This window comes from Paenibacillus sp. FSL R7-0272, assembly GCF_037969905.1.
In the GTDB taxonomy this organism is placed as follows: domain Bacteria; phylum Bacillota; class Bacilli; order Paenibacillales; family Paenibacillaceae; genus Paenibacillus; species Paenibacillus polysaccharolyticus.
Genome location: NZ_CP150221.1, coordinates 3,409,816 through 3,432,864 on the forward strand (window position 1 = coordinate 3,409,816; position 23,049 = coordinate 3,432,864).

The window sequence follows — 23,049 nt, forward strand, 5'->3', positions numbered from 1 at the left end:
GATGAAGGTAATGAAAAGCGACAAACACGACCTGCTCAATTGGATAGACCAAGGAGCACTGGATCAGTGGTTCTCCGCTTGTCCAAGTGTTACGGGCCAGGAACATCAAGAACTCCCTTCTTTAGATGGAAGAGTGGCCATTCTGATCCAACTACAAAAGGACACATACACGCCTGCTCATTTACTTTATAAAATGTGGGACGTTTTAATTCATCCTTACATCGGAAAAAGTATTCAATTGCAACATGCCTATACCCCTTTGCATCAGGCTCTTGAAGAGGATGAGACAGGCTGGTTGACGCCCCTTCCAGCTCACTCAATGGATCGACAATTCTCAACTAACATGGAGAAAATACTGCGTATAGCCAATGATATGGTAAGTTGTTTGCTTGAAATTCGTGCGCAAACGCCTGAAATACAAGTCCCTTGGATTCTACAATTAAATGTCTCCTGCCTGGATAAGGTAAGTTTGATATTTCTGCAAAGGCTAATTGTTCGGACAAAAGACCTTCCGTTTGGTATCGCAACATATTACTTCAACCAGGAAAACATTCCATGTAAAGATCAAAACGTAAATCAGCTCATCCAGATCCGTGTAAAGGATTTTTACAAATCACTAGGTGTAGACCACTTAAAGGAAACGTCCATAATCAGATCATCCTATGAACCGTACCCCTTATTAAATCTATCTTTAGAAAAAGCACTTGTTTGGTGTGACGGATATGCAGTATTAGCACATGCTAACGAAGCACTTGACAAAGCAGTGAACGACGAAGAAGAGGCTGAAGTTTTATTTCTTGTCATGCGTGCCTATCTTTTTGAGAGGCAGCTCTCTGCAGCAGAATCAACGTTGCAAAAAATCACTCAAGCCCATAAATATTCAAACGATATTCGTGCAAGAGCAGCGATATATGATGCGTTGTTATTAGCGAATCATATCAAACGTCCTGAAGATGCCATTCACGTTGTGAGAAAAGGGATATCTTTTCTTCGTGGAAGGAACGATGAATCAGCCATTAGAGAAATGGCTTGGTTACATAATGTAGAAGCTTTAACTTATTACAGGCTTCAGCAACTGCCTCAGGCAGCGAAATCATTACAACAAGTTAAAGAATACATTAAGCAGCTAGGCGAGGAAGATGCAGCCCTGCTCTCGTCTGCATATGCCCAGAATTCAAGCTACCTTTACGAAGCTATCGGGAAAATAGATGCAGCGAAACAAGCCCAGCACATATTCATCCATAAAAATGCAGGACAGGAAGACCGTTTTCTGCTCCCGCACTGGTTCCGCATAGGATTTCTGGCAGGAAAGAAGGGAGAACTCGACCAAGCGCTAAGTTGGTTAGACAAAGCGTATCAATCTTGTAACCGGTTATCTGACTCTTACATGCAAGAATGGATTGCCAGAAGCACAGCATATCTATTACTTCATTCCAGGGAGATGGATCGAGCAGCATTATGGCTTCAAAGAAGCGCAGATCTGTGCCAAAAAATTCATCTTCTGCCAGAGTGGATATCTATCTCTACAGCTTTAAGGGCAGTCCGCCAAATCACTGGTGTATCAGAAGAACTGTCAGAATCAACAGTCAAACGAAACGTGATTTTATCCCCTTCTCAATTGAGAATTAGAAAAAAACAACTAGAACAGATCGAAAGAGGGGAGATTGAAATCTACCAGATCGTCCCGAAACCGAATTCAAGATTCTTTTATCCTTTTCATCATTTTTGGTTTTAAGGGAGGCACTTCATTTGTCAGAGATCATACCTTTACGCAAAAATAGAAGTTTTAATTTTTGGGTATCTGCCCAAATTGTTTCACCCATTGCAGAGAGTTTCTCCACGATTTTAATAACCTGGACGATTTGGAAAGAGTCCAATTCGACTACACTTTTGGCTTTAACCTTAATCCTTACGACCATCCCGCAAATTATCTTTGGCATGGTCGCTGGAGTGGCAACAGATCGTTTTAACCGCAAAAAAATTGTGATGTTTTGTAATGCCATAAGAGCTGTGCTCATGGTTGTAATGGGACTTTTAGCTTTTTCTAGCCTCTTAAATGAAATCATTTTTATGTTGGCTTCGTTCATATTAGGTTTTCTGCGTTTATTTGCGATGACCGCATACAGAGCTGCCATGCCAGGTATCGTTCATAAAGAGCAATTAATGAAAGCCAACTCCATAACGAACAGCGTGAGAATGGGGTTTTGGCTCATTGGACCGTTATTTGCTGGATTCTCATTAACGTTGCTTAGTACGGGACAAATTATGATTATGAACGCTATTCTATTTATAATTTCTGTATTTTTACTTATGCCTGTGCAGATTAAGCAAGTGAAGGTGGAGCATAAGAACAAAAATCTGTTCAAAGATTTAGGCGTCGGATTAAAATTGGTATCCCAAGATCGACTGATCTTCTCCATTTTTATTACGTTTGCCGCATTTACCTGTTTTGGTCGGGGGATTGCCCACTTAGGTAATCTGATGGTTTCAAATGAAATTGGCTTAGACTCTTCGGGTTTTGGTGTTCTTTCGAGCGCCGATGGGTTTGGATACCTGATTGCAGGCATTATTATGGCTCGTCTTGCAATTAAGAACAAATACCGTACAATGATGCTTGCTTGGCTGGGAGGCGGAATCGCATTTCTTTTCATGCCGTTTAGTGACTCCATCTGGCTTCCTCTGATCCTATTATTCATGGTAGGGATAACTCAACCCTTCGTCGATGTTCCTTTAGTTACGTTAGTACAACAAAGAGTGGCAGATGAACACTTAGGTAAAGTTTTTGGATTTCATACAGTAACGATCTGGATCGGGGAATTTATGGCTTATTCTTTATTTGGATATCTGTTTGGAGCTTTCACGCCAACTATGGTCTATGCAACTTCCGGTTTTATCGTAGGACTTCTGGCAATCGGAATGTTAATCTTTGGTCGAATCAGACTAAACAATGCGAATAACAACATTCATCAACCAGATAGTATGACGAAGAACATCAGTAATTAGGAGGTGCAATAATGACATTAGAAATGACAGCAGATCCTACACGGAAACAGTTAGACCGAGGAGAATGGCGTTTCTTCCCACATGTCATTCTTCGGAGTGCAGGATTTCCTTTACATTGGTTACAACAACTTTCTTTTCTAAAAACATCAGCATTGATTTATGAAAAGAAACAGCAAGAAGCCAAGTGTAAAGAAGCGCTTAAGGATTTTAAAGTCGCACTAAGAAACATGCCTGAATTGACAAATCGACAACGAAAGAGATTACATCGCCAACTGGATCTCTACACCTGGCCAGCAGGTGAGGGAAGTGATGAACTACTAGGTAAGATTGAGAATCGTCGGCTCATGGAAACAAAAGAATTATTCGATACATTGAAGGAAATATCCGATCAAATAAACACGGTCTTTGCAGACGAGTTAAGGAGAAATCGCCGACATTTGCAACAAATATTTATGGAAAATGAAAATCTTCAAGAAGCGACCTACCTGTCATCTCCGAACGCATATGAGACCGGATTACATTTGTTCATAAACAGTGAGCTAGATTCATCTCGTGCTAACAGCCAGCGAAAAAAGGAAAAGATGGCCACGAAGTATTTACAGAGGTTTACTTCAAAGAATGAAACGGCGAGTTTCTATGGGCCTTCTAACTACGGCGTGTTTACATCTCAACCTGGCCGGCTAGATGTCCGTGTTAACGGTAAAATACAGCGCCGAATATTTCTTGCTTACTGGGCAGTACAGAGCTTAGCTGACAAAATTGCAAATGATATACATGTGCAGCCATATCTGAAACCCAAACTCAGCCCATTTTTGAAAAGAGAAAATACACAGCTCAGACAAGTAGCAACGGACAAATTGCTTCGGCTTCCAAACTTATATCAACAAATTATTGAAGAGAGCAACGGAATAAAGAACGTTAGTGAGATTGCTCATGTTCTAGATTTGCCTTTAACCGAATGTCTGTCACGAATTTTGAAATTAAAAGAAAAACGTGTCCTGGTTCTTGAGGTGGATTTCCCCACTTCCGTATTTGAAACGTTTCACGAATTAAAAGAATGGATCCATCAGCTGCCCAATGACTGTGCTTCGAAGGCGGCCTGGCAAGAAATTGCCCATGAATGGTCTGACCTTTTAAACGAATGGAATCATAGCAGCACCTTTGAACAACGTCGAAAGCTGCTAAAATCACTTGAAATCTCCTTTGAAAAACATATCGGAGTTTCTTCTAGAAAAGATCAAGGAAAGCATTATAGCGACAGAATGATCGTATATGAAGAGGCTCATGGAGATGTAAGCACTTGTCTGATTGGACAGGATTTAAAGGAGCAATGGAAAGCGCAATTAACCCCTATTTTTCGTTTATTAACTTGCCGTGCTGGTATTGAACACCAGGCATTCACAACGTTTGCCTATGAACAGTATCAGAAATTTGAGAGCAAACCTAACTTTCTTTCCTTCGCACTGCATATGCAACAATGCAAACAGGATGCACTGGAGTACGTAAACAAAGAACTTCAGGCATTTGATCATAAGCTAGTTACAATGCTACAAGGAATTCCCCTAGATTCAGACAAAATCAATGTTACAGGAGAGGAGATTGAACGATTTTGTTCTCAATTTCCTTCAACAGATTTGGCTTTATTCAGCCCGGATGTAATGATGGCGGCGCCTGATGCGGAAGCGATAAATGAAGGGCAATATCAATTGGTATTGGGTGAAGTTCACAGTGGTATACAGGTATGGAGCGTGCTTGACTCCGTTTACCCTGAAAGAGATCAACTCAATGCGGAGATTTATCATCATTTAGGTGACCGTTTACAAGCCCTTTGGCTTGAACATGTAGGGCCAAGAGCACCCGGGAAGACGTTTAGGCCAGAACTAAGCGGGGGCATAACTATTGAAAACCTAGGTCGCTCCATGAAATCGCAAGATGAAGTAAGAGCGGTTTCCGAATTAGATCTAGTCTATGATGATCGCTTTTATATTGTAGAATCCGGACATAAAAAGATTATGGACCTGGAGACGGATGTTGAACCTCTTAATCAGATCTTTAGTTTCCCTTCCGTCAAGTCGTTTTCGCTTCATATGGGTGAACATACGCCCCGGATTGAGATTAATGGGGTCGTTTATCAGCGTGAACGCTGGAAACTAAACAGTCAAGAGATTCTAACGAGTGCGAGTGATCAAGACATTAACGATGGGTTGCTTATTGAATGGGCCATAGAGTTCAAAGAAACATATTCGATGCCTCGCTATGTATATGTGAGGGGAGATCGCGAGCCTAAACCCATTTTCGTTGATTTCGAAAATTTCTTCACCTTGGAATTACTGATTCAGCTTCTGAAGAAAAATGAGCTTGTAGTGATATCGGAGATGTTACCATCAGCGGATGATCTATGGTTTGAACGTCATGACAGCAAGTATACTTCGGAATTCCGGTTCAGTGTCATATATGAGAATCTGACCTAGCAGTATAACGTTAAGGTTAGGAGGAACTTATGAGAGAGAACTTTGATATATGTGTTATAGGAGGCGGCGTTATCGGTCTATCTATCGCCATTCATGCAGCGCAAAAGGGAGCGAAGGTTGTCATCGTAGAGAAAGGACAACTTGGTCAGGAAGCATCGGGAGGCCGTGCTGGCTTGTTAACTACTGTCTCCGAAGGATCAAGTGAGGAACATCCTTACGCTAGATTATCCAGAGAAGCACTTCAATATCTTCTCCATTGGATACCTGAACTTCAAAGCAAAACACAGATCAGCAGCGGACTGGTTCAACAGGATTTATTGAGACTGTCCATAAATCACGAAGAGACCTCAATTCTTGAGGATACCTTTCAGCTTCAATCCGCAGCTAATCCGGGGACAACCGTACTGAGCGCTGAAAAAGCTAGAGAGATCGAGCCTTTGCTATCTCCCCATATTCAAATGGCAGTCCGCAGTCCAGGAGAATACCATGTAGACCCGGTACAATATTCTCATGCCTTAGCAAAAATGGCGAGGAAGTTAGGTGTAACGATCAAAGAACAGACCGAGGCTGTTCAGCTAATTCAACAAAACCAAAAACTGCACGGAATTTTAACGAATCACAATGATCAGATTCGAGCTAAAACGACTGTATTGGCTGCTGGAGCATGGTCTGCTTTACTTGCAAGATGGGCCAAGCTAAAGCTTCCCGTTTATCCTTTAAAAGGGCAGATCATCGTACTAAAACAGGGAAATATCGATCTGAACGTTATGATTAACACTTCCAGAGGCTATATTCTCTCAAAGCCAAATGGCACTGTTGTGTTGGGAGCAACCAACGAAAGAGAGAAATTTAACAAAGCTATTACTCCAAAAGGGTTGGAACAATTGCTCCCCTTATTTGACTACGTGCCTGAGCTTAAACGTTGCGAAATTCAGGAATTATGGGCTGGACTTCGGCCTGCTACCTCTGATGGACAACCGATTATTGGAGCTGTCCCTGAATGGGAAGGATTTTATCTAGCGACCGGCCATACAAGGCATGGTGTCCTGCTTAGCGGTATAACGGGACATCTAGTAACTCAGGAATTGGAAATGAACAAAACTCCCAATCTGCTGAATGCGTTCGGCTTCGAACGGTTCACAGCTGCAGGAATGAGGTGAAATCGGTGATGTGGTCTTTTTTATCGGATTATATTGTACGCAGTACTGGATTTCCTCAACATCTGATGGACACGCTTTTATTTACAGAGACAATAAATCAAATTCAACATACAACTCAGCTTAGAGAGCAATTAGAAAAAGAACGGGAATGGTTTCTCACTACTTTTGATGAATGGGTTATTGCAGCACAACATATCTACCCTCAGGGAGATCCTGTGTTTAAAACGTTATACAACGTAAAAAAACGGATCACGAAATATGCTCCTTTATTAACTTATGACTGGCCTCACAATCTGCCTCCCGGGGAAGTATGGCTTAGAGAATACGAGAAGCAAAGAGCAACACTAGTGAAGGAAGAAGAAAACACCTTACATGTTCTGCATGAAGAGAAAAATAGGAAAACAATCCAGCTGCGATTCCTATTAAACCTAGCAGACATCCAAGAAGCCATCGCCCATTCAAACCCTGAGGTATGGAATTCGTTGAACAGCTATCTTCAAAAAGAGACAAGTTCAATGAAACCTTCCAGAAGACGTTATGAAGAACGAACCTATATTAGTTACTTACAGCGGTTTTTGTTCAAAAATGATACGACCAGTTTTTTTGGCCCATTAAATTACGGATCTTTCAAAGAACAAAATCAGAATATTGGTTTGACAAGAACGGGACACATCCCTAGCCAACGACGAACATTTCTTGCCTATTGGGCGGTCGAGTCTTTAGCTCATCAAATCAATCGCGAAGAGACATGGAGCCGGTTTTTCCCTCTGTCTTTACATGATAGTTTTTATCTGGACGATACAGGCATTGTGCATGCTCAGAGTGGTAAAAAAATAGGAACCCGAACCGAAATCATTAAAATTTTACAGCAATGTGACGGACTGAAATCAGCGAACGACCTACTCGGTAGCCATTCGGCTGCTGTTTTAAAACAGATGGAACTCTTGATCAACAAAGGTATCGTCATTCGAGGGTTCAGATTGACACCTTCCAAACATCATTTACTTGAAGACTTAATCAAATTCGTTGAGAAGTTACCCGAAAGCTCTCGGAAAGAAAGCTGGCTACTACATTTGAGTCAATTTAAGAAGTGGCAATGGGAGTACAGTAACGGAAACGCGGAAAGTAAAGTGAAGATTATTCAACAAGCCGGCGAACTTTTTAAAAATCTCACAGGTATGGAGCCATATCAATCATCAGGGAAAAATTATGCGGATCGTAGTTTGTATTGTGAAGAATGCGCAGGAGATGTGACCCAGTTCATTTTATCCGAAAAAATAAAGGAAGATTTAGAACATCGTATATCTCCTTTGTTAGATTGGGGCTGGACACTGGCTAATCAGAAGAAGAAATTGGCACAATCTCAAGCCAGGCAGCTGTTCAAGCAATTAAGTAACGATTCTGGGTCACAACAAGTTCCTTTTTTAGTATTTTTACTTGCTCTACAGCAGCAAAGATTTCAATTAGAGGTAGAGGGGGCATCGCCTTCTGAACTCTTGAAGAAGTGGGTTGATGAAGAGGAACTGCAACATAGTAGGGTCGTTGAACTGAAGGAGGAATGGGTGGAAAACGTCATCGATCTTCCAGAAGCAGAGCAGTATCTATGTGTTACGTCCCCAGACGTCATGATTCAAGCCAAAAGCATAGATGAAATCAATAAAGGAAACTTCCAGTGGATCATTGGCGAGGTTCATTGGGGAACACAAGGGATGAGTAATTTGCTTTATTATCATCCGAATCGTGATCCATGGATCAAAGAGGTCAAACAGGCTATCGAAAGCTTGCCTAACGGAAAGCATATTGTAAATGTGGTTTTAAAGCAGAGAGCCGGAAAAAATTTCTTTCTAGAAATTTTCAATCGAAGTATTACACTCATGGGTTATTCGGCGAAAAACAAAGATGACGTGTTGTCGTTTAGCCAATTATATGTGGTCGAAGAGAACGGGGAACTATTGATTCGGGATATACATCATGAGCGGATTATTCCACACATGGGAGAACCAGACGATTTGGTATCGCTTGTTTTCTCTGAACCTAATGTTGTCGTACCCAAATTTAAACTTCCTGGGCATACACCACGGATTCTGTTTCGTGACATTGTACTGCAGCGTGAAACATGGACCATGTCAACCGAAGAATGGCACAGCATTTTGACAGCGGATGAGAATAAGCGTTTTATAGAAGCCTGGCTCTTAAAGGAGAAGTATCAACTTCCTGATGAGGTATTTGTGCGTCTGGAGAGCGAGTTAAAGCCGTTCTATATTCATTTCAAAAATTATTATCTAGTTGATTTGTTCCTTAAGCATCTGGTTCCAGAGCAGAATGTAACCTTCAGTGAATTACTGCCGAACCGAGACTCTACTTGGTTTGAAAATGAGAAGGGAAGCTATTGTTGTGAACTCAGGGGCATTATGATTCGCCCTCCCATAAAGCAGAACAGCCTTAAGGAGGAACTTCAACATGCTGTTATCCAATCATGAGAAGAAGTGGACGTTGATGGATAGAATGATCCTTCGAACGACAGGTTTTCCTTTTGACATGGTGGAGAGATTAAATTCTCAAAAAGTAGTCGTTTCACTAGAGCGTTGGGAAGATATTCAACAGCGTAAAGAAGAGTTGGCCAAACGGTATCTTCAAACCATTTACGATCTGATGATGAGTTGGGAATGGAGTCAGACGGAAAACGAGCAACACCACCACCAAGTGAACAAGGTTAGAAAGTACTTTTTTAAAAGAACCCCTATTCCCGGCGAAATGGTGCGTTGGTGGTTATCCAGAAACTACCCGAAAAAATGGAGGGAAATCCCTGTTTTGTGGAATGCTCTTTTTGAAGAGGAATCACGAGTTGAGTTAGAGGCAAAGGAGAAATTTGAACAAGAGTTCAGCAAAATAAGAGCAGGTCTTAAGGAAATTGCAGAAGATTCCCGTTTTCAGGAAGCAGTATATTTTAGCAGTCCGTCTGCTTATGAAGCATTGGAGAGGCACGCCAAGTTATGGCAACATTCTGGTAGGGAAGGCCCCTCTTTGAATAAAGAGGTTCGCAAAAATGAATCTTTAATCTTTGGTTATTTGCAGCGTTTTTGTACGAAAAACGATACAACCAGTTTTTTTGGGCCGATTAACTACGGGCGATTTGAACAAAAGAATGCTCGTTCGTTAGAAATACAGCATACAGAGGGAAGAACATTACAGAGAAAAGCAGCTACTTTTAGTCAATGGTGCATACGTGCAATGGCTTCAAAAATCAGTAGTGATCCTGCTGTTCTGAGACATATTGCTCCTAGTAAAAATCCGTTAGTTACCATGGTGGACAACAGACTAAGGTATCATTTCACGGACAAAACAAGGGTTCTTCCAGAAGTCTATCTCTCTCTATTAAAACGAATCGACGGTCAAACGCAACCACATGAGTTAGCCCGCTTAATAGATGAGCCCATTGAAAAAATAGATTACATGCTTGCACAACTCAAAAAAATTGGAGCGATTCGGCATGAGGTTGAGCTTTGTGCCACAAGGGTCCCATTACTAGAGGATTTAAAACGAATTGTAGAGCAACTACCTCCGGATGCTCGAAATCGTTGGGCTTCGTTAGTGGAAGAAGCTGTAACACTGAGAGATCAATTCGAAGCTTCGGCATGGCCTGAAAAAGCCCGTATTTTTGAAGCAACGGAAACGTGGTTTGGTTCGTGGCATGAAGATGAAGTTCGCCGTAAAGCGGGTACGCTCTATGGTGATCGGTTGATTCTTACCGAAGATTGTGTTGGCAGTGTAACCCATTTACAGATCGGCGGAGAGCTCTATGAACGGCTATATAATCAAAGCGTTCTCGTATTGGAATTTTTAAAAATCCCTGCAGCCTTGCGCTGGTTAGATTATCAGGAAGCCGCTCTTCTTGTTTATGAAAAATTAAGAGGGGAGAGGGACTCCATATCTTATACCGAGATCATTCAGAGTCTGGATAACCCTGGCGTAACTTTTGTTTCATCAAGAGTGAATGAATTTGAAAAAAAAGCAAGTTCAGTACTCCAGGAGACGACGGAGGGGTATGTGCTTGATAAGCATCAAGTAGAGCAGTTCATTCGAGAATATGAAGAAATCATAAATCAGGTGTATTCACGTGCACCAATTAGTTTTCCTAGCCCGGATCTCATGATTGCTGCCCATTCAGTAAGGGATCTTGAAGAGGGAGCCTACCAAATTGTATTAGGAGAAATACATGATGACTGGAGTACGATTTATGATGGTGTGTTCGGCTTCTTTCATCCCGAAAATGAGAAAGTGAAAAAAGAGATGCAGGATTTTATATCTGCTTTACCTGTATCATCTCAAATGTCTAGTGTTGTTTCTAACCGGCGCCATAAACATGTCACCCCGGAGTTACCTGGTTGGACCATTGAACTCGCATCGAAATCCACCAAAAGCAGGGAACACGTTATTCCTATTGGCGAAGTGAATGTTGTCAAACATGGAGAACATCTAACTCTTGAATATCAAGGCAAGGAAATCATCCTTTATCCCGGGGATGTCAGAACCATAGCTCATGGAGCATTCTCTTTACCCCGGATCATTTCAATAAACCTATTGGATTCGCATGATCGAACAATGTTACCTCGAATTTATGTTGGAGAAATGGTGTATCAACGAAAAAAATGGAAGATCAATACACGGGATTATCAAAGCCAGACTGTACCATCTGGATATGAACTTCTAAAAGAAGGTTACAAGTTCAAGGCTGCTCATCATCTTCCAACGCAGTTCTTTGTAAAGTGGTCGCATACTGAGAAGCCGGTATTTGTCGACATCCGAAATTACTGGGCTTTAGATTGGTTGTTCCGGATCATGAAAAATACTTCTTCTATTGAAATTACGGAATTTTTGCCTGCAGCAGACCAGCTATTCCTGGAGGGTGGACACGGTAAGCAAACCTGTGAATTCAGAATGGGATTTACATACTCCCATCAGCCATTTTCAACAAATTTAGAGGGTGTGTTAGCTAATGAATCTGTTAACAGATAATTCTAAAAATACTTCGCCGCATGAGCATGATTTTTCCAGTGGTTGGCAGTGGTTTGGGCATTTCGTTTTGAGAAGTACAGGTTTTCCTTTCGAATGGTTAGCTGAGTTAAGAATGGAGCAAACCTCACTCCTTTTAAACCAGGATTCCAATCAAGAGCGAGCGGAGATTGTCTTTGAAAAAGAATTCGCGGAGAAAAGAACCAAACTAAAATACTTTTTTGATACGGAAGACTTTCGGCAGGCTATCTTTATATCCAACCCAGATATGTATCAGCATATTGATCGATATATGCAACACTTTTCAGCTTCCCAAAGACCTTCCAAGGTAAAACGAATCGAAAAAAAACTATTTTCTTATCTCCAGCGGTTTTGCGCTAAAAACGAATCGGCTAGTTTTTTTGGTCCATTGAATTATGGAAAGGTAGATCGTGAAGAGCCTTGCTACTGGAATGGAGAATGGGATCATCGAAGCTATTTACAAGATAGAGAGTCCTTTATATCCTATTGGGCTGTTAAGGAACTTATTAAAGCTGTGGCGGCTGAAAAGGAACTTAGTGCCTACGTCCCGTTGCATATTTCTGCCCGGACTATTTTAGAGAAAAATGAAATTCAAATCTCTTCAGAAAATCGAATCAAACTGCCTGCACAGTTGATGTCTATATTACGCTATATTCAGCAGTATTCACCATGTCTTGCGGAAGTCATGGAGGTACATTCGCATCTTGCACCAGCACAAATTAAAAAATGGATAGATCAACTCACCTCCAAAGGAATTTTACGAAAGGAATGGGTGATCCCATCCACATTGGTTCATCCCATTTCTATGTTTTTGAAACAGCTTCGAGCTCTGCCAGATAACGAAGTGAAAGAAAAATGGTGCAGTGAATTACAGGAACTATGTGGAATAGCAGAGCAATTGGCCGAACAACCCATAACGTCCAAGATAGAATGGGTTCAGAAACTCGAAGAGAAATTTGAGCAACTAACGGGTAAGCCAAGTAGACGTGGCAAAGCTTCTTTATATGCAGACCGGTTTGTTTATTACGAAGATGCTCACGGACATATCAAGCATTTTACTTTGGGAGCCCCCTTTATTAAAGATTTGGAGTCCAAGATGTCAGGGGTTCTGAATCTGAGCGCAGCATACGGGGAAGAAGTGTGGAACCACTACCAGCAGCTTGGGAAAAATGTGTTCGAAAGAATGGAAACGGTAGATCGTGAAGGCGTTCCTTTTTCTAAATTTATAGAGCAATTAAGAGAGCACTACCCGGATATACCCACTTTGCCGTCATTTTCGCTTACACAACATCTGAGAGAAATGGTTGAAGAGAAGGGTTCGGAGTTGCAACAAGTCGAACTATCTTCCAAATCCATGCAGATCAAACGTTCCAATCGTTCATTATACGCTCTACCGGATCTATTTCTTCAGGCCAGGAATACAGAAGATTTACAAACCGGCAACGTACAAATCATTCTGGCCAAGCTGCATCATCATTTATTGATGAATAATTGGATGACCTATTTTTACAGAGAAAAAGAAAGTCTGGAGACAGAGCTGGTTCAACTATTGGAGCAGATGGATCAGACGGATGGTACTACGCTGGCCGGAATTGAAGTGATGCGCAGAAATAAAGCCTTTTATGATTATCCATCCAAAGTCATTGAGATCGCAGAGAAGCCCGCGCAGGGTAAGCCATCCTTACACTTGTCCGAATTAGTTGTAACAACAAATGATGAAGGACATCTCATTCTTATGAGAAAAGGCAGCTTGGAGCAAATAGAGCTTTACATCCCTCTGGCCGATCAAGTATTTTATTTGCCTTTTGCAATATTTAGTAAACCTATGCTGCTTCATGTTCCTATATCTACTGGAAAACATACACCTAGAATCGTGATTGATGGTGTAGTTTATCAACGAGAACGTTGGAGCTTTGAAGCAGAACCCTTGGATCTAACCTTTAAAGGTTTGCATGGCCTTGAATTAATGAAGAAAAGCGAGGAATGGAGAATAAAAGAAGGCCTTCCTGAAATCATTTATATGAAAGGATCTAACGTTAGGAAACCTTATTTTATTGATTTCAAAAATTACTTTTCTCTTGAACTGATGCAGCAGATTTTAATGGACAATGACAATGTGATGATTGAAGAGATGCTTCCGGGCCCGAATCATCTATGGTTGACCTCAAACAAAGGAAGCCATTCTTGCGAGCTCAGAATGGGTGTTTACAAAATCGGAACAAAGGAGGAAGAAGAACATGTATAAAGATCCTTCTACCTTTGTTACGCATAAAGAAATCAGAGTCTCTATTTCCTTCGAAGAGAAACTGTTCCATTCATTCTACGGGTTAAAGGAATGCTGGTGGCAACTTCGAGACGTTGTTGAGAACCATCACCCCGAGTTGAAGCGACGATTCTCAGCTGAGTTACAATTTTTATTCCCAGAAGAATCGTTTAACGAGCGTATAGACCCTTTAGAAGCGCTGGCTGCAGGTTCTTCCGAAAGAAGGTTATCCAAAGAATCCGAACAGATTTTTCGCGTCGTTTGGGGCATATCCAAGTTAATTCAGTTTGTAAGTTATCACAGTCCTCTACAAATTCGTTTTTATAACCTAGCAGAGGCGGACCGAGTTAGTCTTCAATTTATCAGTTATCTTTCTTCATTGAAGGGAAACATGAGACTACGAATACATGTTGGCGAGGTTCCAGCAAGCTGGGATGAAGAATGCAAACTCTTGCGCTTTGAACTTCTGCAGTTATGGAAGAAGAGCCTATATAAGATTGATGAAATTGAAGCCCCATTTGAACAAGTAACACAGAGTAGGTCTTTATCCTTCGATGAAAAAGTCTCGTTATCCTGGTTTCAGCATCGTGAATCCAGCGACACTTACGATATTGAGGAAACCATTCAGCGGTTGGTTATGGATGGGAATTATGAAGCTGGTCTGGCACTGATTCAAGAAGGACTGCAACAGATTAGCGATAAGGAACGCCTAGCAACCTTTTGCATGAAAAAGGGGCTTGTATACGCCTTCATTGGCAACTACAACAGGGCAATAGCTTGTTACAAACATCTATTTTCACTCTCAATGAATGCTCAGAAACGAACTGCAACCTGCATGTACCTGGCTCTGCTCTCTAGTAAACGACTGGATCAGGAAGACGAAGCACAGTCTTGTATTAATAAAGGGATGCAAGAGGCCGAACAGTTGGAAGGGAAAGAAGCCGATATTGAAAAGGGCTGGCTATTTAATGTCCGTGCATTGTCTGCTTTCCGGGAAAAGAACTACCGTGAGGCTTTAGAGTACAGTCAATCTGCTCTGAAACGAATTAAGAACCATCAAGCAGGAGATGCACTTCATTTAAAAATTAATGTTATTTCTAATTTAAGTGTACTTTTTGAAAAAATGGGGTTGAGCGATAAAGCACTGGCGACTTGGCAAAAATTTGACCAATTCATAACCCGTGGCACAACCGCAGCGTTTAGCAAAACTTATTATTTCCGATTGGGAGCACTCCTTGTAGTGTCCGGTCGGCAAAAAGAGGGTATTGCACACATCATGCAAGCTTATGAAATTGCAAAAGGGATTGACGACGTGTTCCATGCCGCCTTTATTGCCCAGGAGCTGGCGATCTATTCCTACAATGACAATAATTTCGATCAAGCTGTCCACTGGCTGGAACAGTCGGCGTCTATGGCAATTGAGTTTGGTGATGAGGAGATCGCTTCGCTGCAGAGGAGAAGAGTCGAGATATTACAACAACATGATTCCATGATGATAAAACCACAATTGGATCTGGGTTTACCGATTACGAAAATCGGTCGTCCCTTTTATCCGATCCATATTCCTAATCCGTTAATCCAACAGTAACTAGAATACGATGTTTGGAGGTATGAACAGGATGGATATCAACGAAAATTTGGACTGGACGTTTGTATCAAAATTGGTTGTCAGAAAAACGGGGTTTCCTTTTGAAATACTAGAGCAGCTCCACTGGAAAGAAACTATGCAGCAGTTAATCGTTGTCGCTTCCTTAGAGAAAGATAAAGAATTACTAACGGAACAATTATTACGTGACATCATTCCTCGGTCCGTCAAACTGTATGCCGAACAGAACCAAAAATCGATCTTACACCTCCTGTCCCGAATTCGGAAATATCTAGCAAAAAATGTGATACGAAACCGTGAACTGGAGGAAGTGAATCAATTCTTTCCTTCGGATCACCCTATGCGTAAAGGTTTGCAGAGATGGCATGATGTTGATCTGCTTATCCATGAAACTATAAGAGGGGCTAAGGATAAATTTCTTGAAGAACTAAAGATGAATAGGCAACAACTTCAGAAAATATTTCAAGATCCGTATTTAGCAGAAGCTGTATATATCTCTAATCCGGATGTTTTCAATATTTCCTATCCTCGTTTTATGACACATCGGGACTATGAGAGTCGACCTTCGAAAATTAGAACACTGGAAATGCGTTTTTATTCTTATTTGCAACGTTTTTGTTCGAAAAATGATACCGCCAGTTTTTTCGGACCAATGAATTATGCAGAGTGGGATATGGAATCGCATGAACCTGTGCATTATGAAGCACACTCGGGCAAATTCACAGAACGTATCGTCCATTACTCCTTCTGGATGGTCAGAGAGCTCGCCAAAGGTATGACAGAAGAGCAGGAGATCCAAAACTTTCTGATTCCCAGACTACACCCGATGTGTACACTCCAACAAAATAAACTGTTCTTTTTACACCTAAATAAAGAAGTTTTACTCCCTACAAAGTACGAAAAGATTGTCCAGGAAATATCGAATGAAGAGCAAAATCTGCATCAATTGTCAGCAAAATTGGGTCTGAGTATTCCTGAACTTACGAGGTACATCAAACAACTGGCCGATAGAAACATCGTTCTTTTTGAAATTGAGATTCCTTCTACCATTTTTGATCCGTTAAGTTACTTGTATTCATGGTTAAAGGATCTTCCGCTAAACAACGGCAGTAAGAGAAAATGGCTCGACATATTGGAGCAGTTTATCCATTTGAAAAAAGAAGCATTAGCGAAAGATTTAGCTCATCGTCAAGATGTCACCGATCGTATGGAACAACTTTTTGAAGAAGTTACTCGTTCCTCGGCACGGCGAAGCCAAGGGCAAATGTATGCGGATCGAACGTTATACTATGAAGAATGTAAGGGAACCATTGATAGGCTATCGTTTGGACAGAATTTCTACGATGATTTTATGGAAAGGCTCAAACCGGTTCTTGATTTAAGTGCCGCCTACGGTGATGTAATGAGGGATTATTACCAAACCATTGCTCAACGTATCTTTGAAAAAATAAAAGACAATCGAACTCATATTCCATATTCAGAATTTATATATCAATCCCAAGCCTTATTAGATGAAGCCAAGGTTGACCTTTCTTTTGCTGCATTAGACCAATTTCATACGCTGCTTGATGAACTGGTTCAAATTCGGCAGGAAGGTTCAATCGCTCACATCACCTCTGAAGATGTCGAGCATTTTAAACGCTTCAGAAAATTTGAGGAGTGTCATACTTCTCCAGATGTCATGTTTTCAGCTAAGGATTTAGATGCACTATCAAAAGGAGATTACAAAATCATTTTGGGTGAGGTCCACCAATTTATTGCGATGTGGGGTTCACAACTTCTCTTTGATTCGAAAAGAGAGCAGGTAAATGAAGAGATTAATCACATGATTTCCGATATGCCCATGTACCAAAACCTCTCTGTCATCCTCAATACAAGGAGGCACAAAGGACTTATTCATGAAACTTTTCCGGGCACGATTATCAAACTATTTGGTACACCATCCACAAGAGCTCAAGACGTAGTGTCCATTCGTGATCTAGTTGTAACCTATGAAGATCGGGAATTGAAATTAATAGATCAGGATCAAAGACAGCTCTATTTATACAATAGCGGGGACGAGAACATTCATTTATGGGCTTTTGCTCCCTCACGTGTGAGTTCGCCTGTAGTCCGAATTTCGGAGCATACACCAAGGATTGAAATTAACGGTGTAATCTTTCAGCGCGAACGTTGGGAACTCGGAGAAGCAAATTTAGAAAGGCTGCGTAACGCCAAAGATGCGTTTGGCATTTTTGTTGAAATGCAACGTCTTCGTGAACAATACCAACTTCCAAGATATGTATTTTTTAAGGTAGATTCAGAGAAAAAGCCATTTTTCTTTGATTTCGAAAATTTCTTTGCGATCGAACTGCTCCATAGTTTACTCCAAAAAAATAAAGGTGTAACTTTCATTGAAATGGAACCCTCGCCCGATCATTTGTGGCTTAAAGATGAGGAGGGCAAGTACTGTTTTGAGATGAGGGGAACTGTTTTTCAAAAAGGAACATCCGTATCCGAACGATTAGGAGGTGAGCGGTATCGTGACTCCAAAGTGGGAGCACTTTCCTGAATTTATTTTACGCTCAACCGGGTTTCCTGTGGAATGGATACAACAACTTCGCTTTGAAAAGACCGTTCAAACGTTTCATCAACGCTATGACATAGAGAGAGCTATAGAACAGGGTATTACCCAATTGAAGGAATTGGAACGTGCCGACTCCATCTCAAACGCAGTACTTCCTTTTTGGAAAAAAGCTCGCAAAACGATGTCGAAAAGAAAACCAATACATCCGGAGCTCATCACAAGCCTTGAAACAGGTGGATTAGACTCAAACGTATTAGATGAATTAAAACGTTATCAAATAAATGTTGAACGTTTGGAAATGGTCTGTGAAGAAAGTAATCAAGTATTCAAAGAGGAACTTTGTTTAAAACAACGTCAATTACAGGACATCTTTAAGAACGTGCGATTACAAGAGGCTGTTTTTCAACAAAGCCCATCCATGTATAAGAACGCATTATTACCCTATCTGCAGAATTCTCTAGAAAAAAGGAATGCAGATGTAAAGCGGACAGAGAGACAATTAATTTCCTATCTGCAACGATTTTGCACAAAAAATGAAACCACGAGTTATTTTGGTCCTATTCAATACGGCAAATTAACAAATATTGATGAAGACGTGACATACACTATTAGCGTTTCGGGACATGAAAGGGAGCGGAGAACCTTTTTTTCCTACTGGGCGGTGTCCAGTTTAGTCAACGTCTTGAAGGTCAGAGAAGTGTTTAGACCCTATTGTAGTGTGAAATTATCTTATCTGCTTAACAAGGAAGGCTCCACACTTTATTTCCCTCATTCCGGGAAACGCATTACACTTCAGGAGCGTTATCATCCATTGATTGAGGGGCTTTCTCATGATTTTCAAACCATATTGGAGCTGACGGATCATTTACCTTGGACGTACGAAGAAACAGAACCAATGTTATCGAGGCTCGAAAGCAAAAAATGGGTTGACATTGAAATACCCATTTCCATTACGGAACCAGATGCCCTACGCAGTTTAAGAGAGTGGCTGAACAATCCAGTCTTACCCACACATCCAGAAGTAACCTTATGGAGACAAAGGATTAATTGGCTCTGGGATTTAAAAAATTCATATGCCTCATTTCCATTGGAAGAAAAGATGAATGCATTGACCCAACTGGAGCAGTCTTTCACGGAATGGACAGGGGAGAATCCCCGAAGAAGTGGTGGGGCTATATATGCAGACCGTACTCTTTTGTATGAAGAAAGCCACGGTCCATTAGATGAATTACAGATAGGTGGCACCATTGAAGCGGTTATTCGGGAAAGCGTACCTAAATGGCTCAATCTCTGCGCTAAACATGGCCAAGAAAAGTATGAGAAACAGCAAAAACTGGCGAAAGAGATATTTACCGCCCTATATCCGTCAGCAAAAGAGGTACCTTATCTGAAATTTATACAGGATGTTACTCAGCATCCTGAAGCTCAGATCTGGGAAAATCGATGGCAAAACATACAAACGGATACAGAGCAGCACGTGCAATCCTTTGTACAAAAGAGCAATGACTTTGTTGTTGAGCTTCCTAACGATTCACCCTATGAATTTGATTCAGACCTCGGCTGGATTAACTCTCCCGACCTGATGCTAGCCAAAAAGAACGATGGTACTTATCAAGTTATACTCGGAGAAATTCACGATACCGTTATGATATGGGGATGGGCATTGCAATTTCATAATGATGAAGAAAATCTAACGGCACAATTAGAAAACAAGATTAAAAGCAGCACAATGCATCAACCTATGTTGAATCTGTTATCCAATAAACGATTTAAAATTGTACCCTTCGAATATCCTGGCATAACCGCACAAATGAGCAGCATATCGAATAGCCCAAATCAAAAAATTCCCCTGGCTCAAGCGAAGGTGCAATGTTTAGACAACGGTGTTGCTATATCTCTTCCAGAGGACGATGGCATGTATCGTATTTATAACGGTGAACTTCACACGATGGTACATTCGTTCTTCGCTTTACCTAAAGCGGTGCCATTTGTTATTAACACAGGCTCATTCACTCCAAGATTGATGATGGGGGAAGTAGTTGTGCAAAGAGCTAAATGGCAGATCAAAAAGGAAAATTTCTGGGATGGAGTATATAAAGGCTCTTCCAGTGAACTTTTTTATGCTGCTTTTAAATTTCATTTGGTAAACGGACTCCCCAAAGAAGCATTTGTCAAAACTTCGAATCAGCCTAAACCATTTTATATTGATTTTGAGAACTACTTTCTTCTGGAAATGTGGAATGCATTCTGGACTGACGAGGAATGTACTCTAAGTGAAATGTTACCCGGTCTGAACGAAACGTGGCTGACCAAAGGTCACGAGCAACATCATACAGCCGAATTAAGAATAAGCTGCTTTGTTGAAAGGGGAAATGGGCATGACTCTTCCGATTAAAGTAATCTATCCACCTTTGAAAGATCCCTCCGAAATTCCTTTTTTGTTAACGTCCTGTATCTCTTCTGTACAAGCTTCTTATACGGAGATTGAATTTGTAGACGCCAATCTTTTGTTTTGGAACGATGTCGTAGATTCAGATGCGGTAAAAGAACGGTATCAACAACTTGAATCCGAATGGGATCACCTGCATATTCGAAACGAAATTCAACCAGAAGATCAAGAGTATGTGAGAGGTTTGATTAGGGCCTTTTTGAGAAGGGACCTCATAGAAAAAAAACTTCCTGAAGCGGTACAAGCGATGAAGACAAAATGCGGTGTACGCGAACGAGAAGAGGCAAGAAATCTGATCCGGTATGCAATAGAGCTTTTTCAACTGCCTTATCTCCCAACTCAATTAGCAATGAATGATATTAATTTACTGTATTCCACTGAAAGTACAGCGCAACTGGAGAAGAGCGTTACTGACGAGAAAACGAATCCCTTTAAGCCATTCCTGAAATCCATTATAGAAACCGAAGAGAGAGAATGGATCATTTGGATCGAGTCAGATCAACAAATCGTTTCAGCCTACACGCTGACCGCCCTTATTCGTGAAAAGAATTCAAATGCGTCGATTTCCTGGGCTGGCCCGTTTTTTTCGGATTTTGGGAGAGCTTTAATTAGCAATCCTCCGATGAATCTAGCCCAGGTTATAGCTGTTAGACATCCTCAAGACTTCATTTTGCATCAAAGCTCTAAGCATGACGTCAGCTGGGGATTCGGGGAATTAGAGTCAGCTGAATATTGGACTCCATACCGAGATGTTCGAGTACAGAAGAACTGGATGCAGGACGATTCATTTTTCTCCTGGTTAACCGAGAGCAAGCACTTAGATAATAAACGCCTGTATCTGTATGAACCTACGACCCTGAAAGAAGCTCTACACTTTGGAGAACGCTTGGAAAAATCACATACTGAAGTCCCTTGGGGGATCTATCTCAAATTCGATCAATCCTTGAAAGAGGATGAATTGATATGGCTAAAGAGTAGAGGGCTACGGTGGGTCCACTGGGAGATCAAGGGTTGGCTTGAAAAGGATAACGTTGAACAGTTCAAGCAAAAGATGCTTCAAACTTGGCAAGCATGCAGGTCTCAGCAACTTCCGGTGTACCATTCTGTCGTTCTAGGTTATCCGCTGACTTCTCCGGAAGGATTTACAGAATTTATATCCTTTTTGAAAGAACATTCCGAATGGACAGATCGTTATATTCGTTTCAAAATTTTCCGTCTTTATGAGGGTAGCAGCTTTTGGAATAAATCCAAGGAATACGGAATCGAGCGGATCGCTGAGAAAAACCCGGAGAAAGATTTGCAACGGAGTTATCCTTTCCAAACAGAAACGGGTTGGGACAGTAAACATTTTCTTAGCTTTGCCTCTTCACTAGTAGGGGAGCTTCAACATAAGGAAAGATACGACTTTCCTCGTGATGTGCTGGCTGTAGATGATACGGAGCTCTTCTTAGATCCACCTCGAAAAGCGGATTCAGAAGCTGAACCCGTTTTGAAGCAGGATTTAGTAGTGTCGCTCTCACCTTCATGTAAAATGTACACCTTACCTTACTCTCTATCGGAATTAGAAAAAAATATGCAATCAACTGTTCCAGGTAAGGAGAAGGAGTACGCTAGCGTAGCCATTGAGAGAAAGGAAACACGTATACTGTATGATTGTAAAAAAGATAGCTTTATCACGATCTCTCCAGCTATCGTCACCGTTCTTACACAATGCAAAAATCCAATCACAATAGGCAATTTATTGAACAAGTTTCCAGAAAAGCAGGAGGCCTCCGTAAGAAAGTTATTACTTAAGTTATACACGGGGGGAATATTGGTTGAAGAAACTGGAGCAACGATCTCCTCATAAGGGATCCAAAGTGACTTATTATATCCTATCTTTCTTTTGGCGCTCTGTTTACTTTTGGAGAAGGGATACAAATTCCCTTTATCATCTTGGAAATGTATATTTTGCTCACGGCCACCTATTCAAAGCAACACAACTGTGGAACAAGGTCGTTCTTAAAGACCCAAGTCATTCTAAGGCGTGGCATAATTTAGTACAAGCAGCTGTTTCGAAGGAAGAATGGATGCAAGCAACGACTGGCTTATCTGCGCTTTGCCGATTGCACCCTGATCACTTGGAATACGCTACGTTGTATTCACAAATTCTGAAAAAGCAAAATAGAACGAACGATCTGGAGCAGTTATATCTCAATTATGTAGATAGCGTCCATAAAAAATGGGCAATAACTGAACTGGCGCTACTGTATATTCGTACTAAGAAAGAACAAGAAGCATGCTTATGGCTTACCCCTTACTTGAAAGAACATCCCCAAGATGCTTATGGCTGGCGATTGCTCGGGATAAGTTATATGAAGTTAAAAAATTATCCCAAGGCTTTAGAAGCCTTGCAAGAATCTTACAGTTTACATGCCGACACGGAGGTTAAGTCATGGATTGTAAAAATGAATAGCAGGTTAGAACAATTGAAAAACACCAATTAAAAAACAATTAA

Annotated in this window: 12 protein-coding genes; all 12 read left to right on the forward strand. The window is 41.1% G+C overall.

The window, feature by feature from the left end:
• Position 1: 1 nt before the first annotated feature.
• The 12 genes from MKY23_RS15040 to MKY23_RS15095 are packed head-to-tail and all read left to right on the forward strand — an operon-like array spanning position 2 to position 23,038.
• Positions 2-1,735 (forward strand): hypothetical protein, encoded by a 1,734-nt coding sequence (locus MKY23_RS15040; RefSeq protein ID WP_339830520.1) that lies wholly within the window; start codon positions 2-4, stop codon positions 1,733-1,735.
• A 14-nt stretch (positions 1,736-1,749) separates the two neighbouring features.
• The gene (locus MKY23_RS15045; RefSeq protein ID WP_339830522.1) at positions 1,750-3,003 is read left to right on the forward strand and encodes an MFS transporter; all 1,254 of its coding nucleotides are present in this window, start codon (positions 1,750-1,752) and stop codon (positions 3,001-3,003) included.
• Positions 3,004-3,014: 11 nt separating this feature from the next.
• Positions 3,015-5,474: a hypothetical protein gene (locus MKY23_RS15050; RefSeq protein ID WP_339830524.1), complete on the forward strand. Its 2,460-nt coding sequence runs from the start codon at positions 3,015-3,017 to the stop codon at positions 5,472-5,474.
• 29 nt (positions 5,475-5,503) lie between these two features.
• On the forward strand, positions 5,504-6,634 hold the full coding sequence (gene thiO / locus MKY23_RS15055) for a glycine oxidase ThiO (RefSeq protein WP_090916280.1): 1,131 nt from the start codon (positions 5,504-5,506) through the stop codon (positions 6,632-6,634).
• 8 nt (positions 6,635-6,642) lie between these two features.
• Positions 6,643-9,114, forward strand: a complete 2,472-nt coding sequence (locus tag MKY23_RS15060) for a lantibiotic dehydratase (RefSeq protein ID WP_339830528.1) — start codon at positions 6,643-6,645, stop codon at positions 9,112-9,114.
• A complete protein-coding gene (locus tag MKY23_RS15065; RefSeq protein ID WP_339830530.1) occupies positions 9,095-11,650 on the forward strand; it encodes a lantibiotic dehydratase in 2,556 nt (851 codons plus the stop codon). The genes MKY23_RS15060 and MKY23_RS15065 overlap by 20 nt, the downstream gene beginning before the upstream one ends.
• Complete coding sequence (locus MKY23_RS15070) at positions 11,631-13,913, forward strand: lantibiotic dehydratase (RefSeq protein ID WP_339830532.1); 2,283 nt, start codon at positions 11,631-11,633, stop codon at positions 13,911-13,913. Before MKY23_RS15065 ends, MKY23_RS15070 begins: the two co-directional genes overlap by 20 nt.
• A complete protein-coding gene (locus tag MKY23_RS15075; protein WP_339830534.1) occupies positions 13,906-15,519 on the forward strand; it encodes a hypothetical protein in 1,614 nt (537 codons plus the stop codon). The genes MKY23_RS15070 and MKY23_RS15075 overlap by 8 nt, the downstream gene beginning before the upstream one ends.
• Positions 15,520-15,550: 31 nt before the next feature.
• Positions 15,551-18,088, forward strand: coding sequence for a lantibiotic dehydratase (locus MKY23_RS15080; protein ID WP_339830536.1), 2,538 nt, complete (start codon positions 15,551-15,553; stop codon positions 18,086-18,088).
• Positions 18,060-20,498 carry a lantibiotic dehydratase gene (locus MKY23_RS15085; protein WP_339830538.1) on the forward strand — a complete coding sequence of 813 codons (2,439 nt, stop codon included), beginning with the start codon at positions 18,060-18,062 and terminating at the stop codon, positions 20,496-20,498. Before MKY23_RS15080 ends, MKY23_RS15085 begins: the two co-directional genes overlap by 29 nt.
• The gene (locus tag MKY23_RS15090; protein ID WP_339830540.1) at positions 20,482-22,401 is read left to right on the forward strand and encodes a hypothetical protein; all 1,920 of its coding nucleotides are present in this window, start codon (positions 20,482-20,484) and stop codon (positions 22,399-22,401) included. The genes MKY23_RS15085 and MKY23_RS15090 overlap by 17 nt, the downstream gene beginning before the upstream one ends.
• A complete protein-coding gene (locus tag MKY23_RS15095; protein WP_339830542.1) occupies positions 22,370-23,038 on the forward strand; it encodes a tetratricopeptide repeat protein in 669 nt (222 codons plus the stop codon). The genes MKY23_RS15090 and MKY23_RS15095 overlap by 32 nt, the downstream gene beginning before the upstream one ends.
• Positions 23,039-23,049: the final 11 nt, after the last annotated feature.

What these genes read in the sequence shown, in the direction of transcription:
- MKY23_RS15040 (WP_339830520.1), top strand. Translation starts at nt 2, where the DNA reads ATGAAGGTAATGAAAAGCGACAAACACGACCTGCTCAATTGGATAGAC.
- MKY23_RS15060 (WP_339830528.1), top strand. Translation starts at nt 6,643, where the DNA reads ATGTGGTCTTTTTTATCGGATTATATTGTACGCAGTACTGGATTTCCT.
- MKY23_RS15070 (WP_339830532.1), top strand. Translation starts at nt 11,631, where the DNA reads ATGAATCTGTTAACAGATAATTCTAAAAATACTTCGCCGCATGAGCAT.
- MKY23_RS15075 (WP_339830534.1), top strand. Translation starts at nt 13,906, where the DNA reads ATGTATAAAGATCCTTCTACCTTTGTTACGCATAAAGAAATCAGAGTC.
- MKY23_RS15050 (WP_339830524.1), top strand. Translation starts at nt 3,015, where the DNA reads ATGACATTAGAAATGACAGCAGATCCTACACGGAAACAGTTAGACCGA.
- MKY23_RS15065 (WP_339830530.1), top strand. Translation starts at nt 9,095, where the DNA reads ATGCTGTTATCCAATCATGAGAAGAAGTGGACGTTGATGGATAGAATG.
- thiO (WP_090916280.1), top strand. Translation starts at nt 5,504, where the DNA reads ATGAGAGAGAACTTTGATATATGTGTTATAGGAGGCGGCGTTATCGGT.
- MKY23_RS15080 (WP_339830536.1), top strand. Translation starts at nt 15,551, where the DNA reads ATGGATATCAACGAAAATTTGGACTGGACGTTTGTATCAAAATTGGTT.
- MKY23_RS15090 (WP_339830540.1), top strand. Translation starts at nt 20,482, where the DNA reads ATGACTCTTCCGATTAAAGTAATCTATCCACCTTTGAAAGATCCCTCC.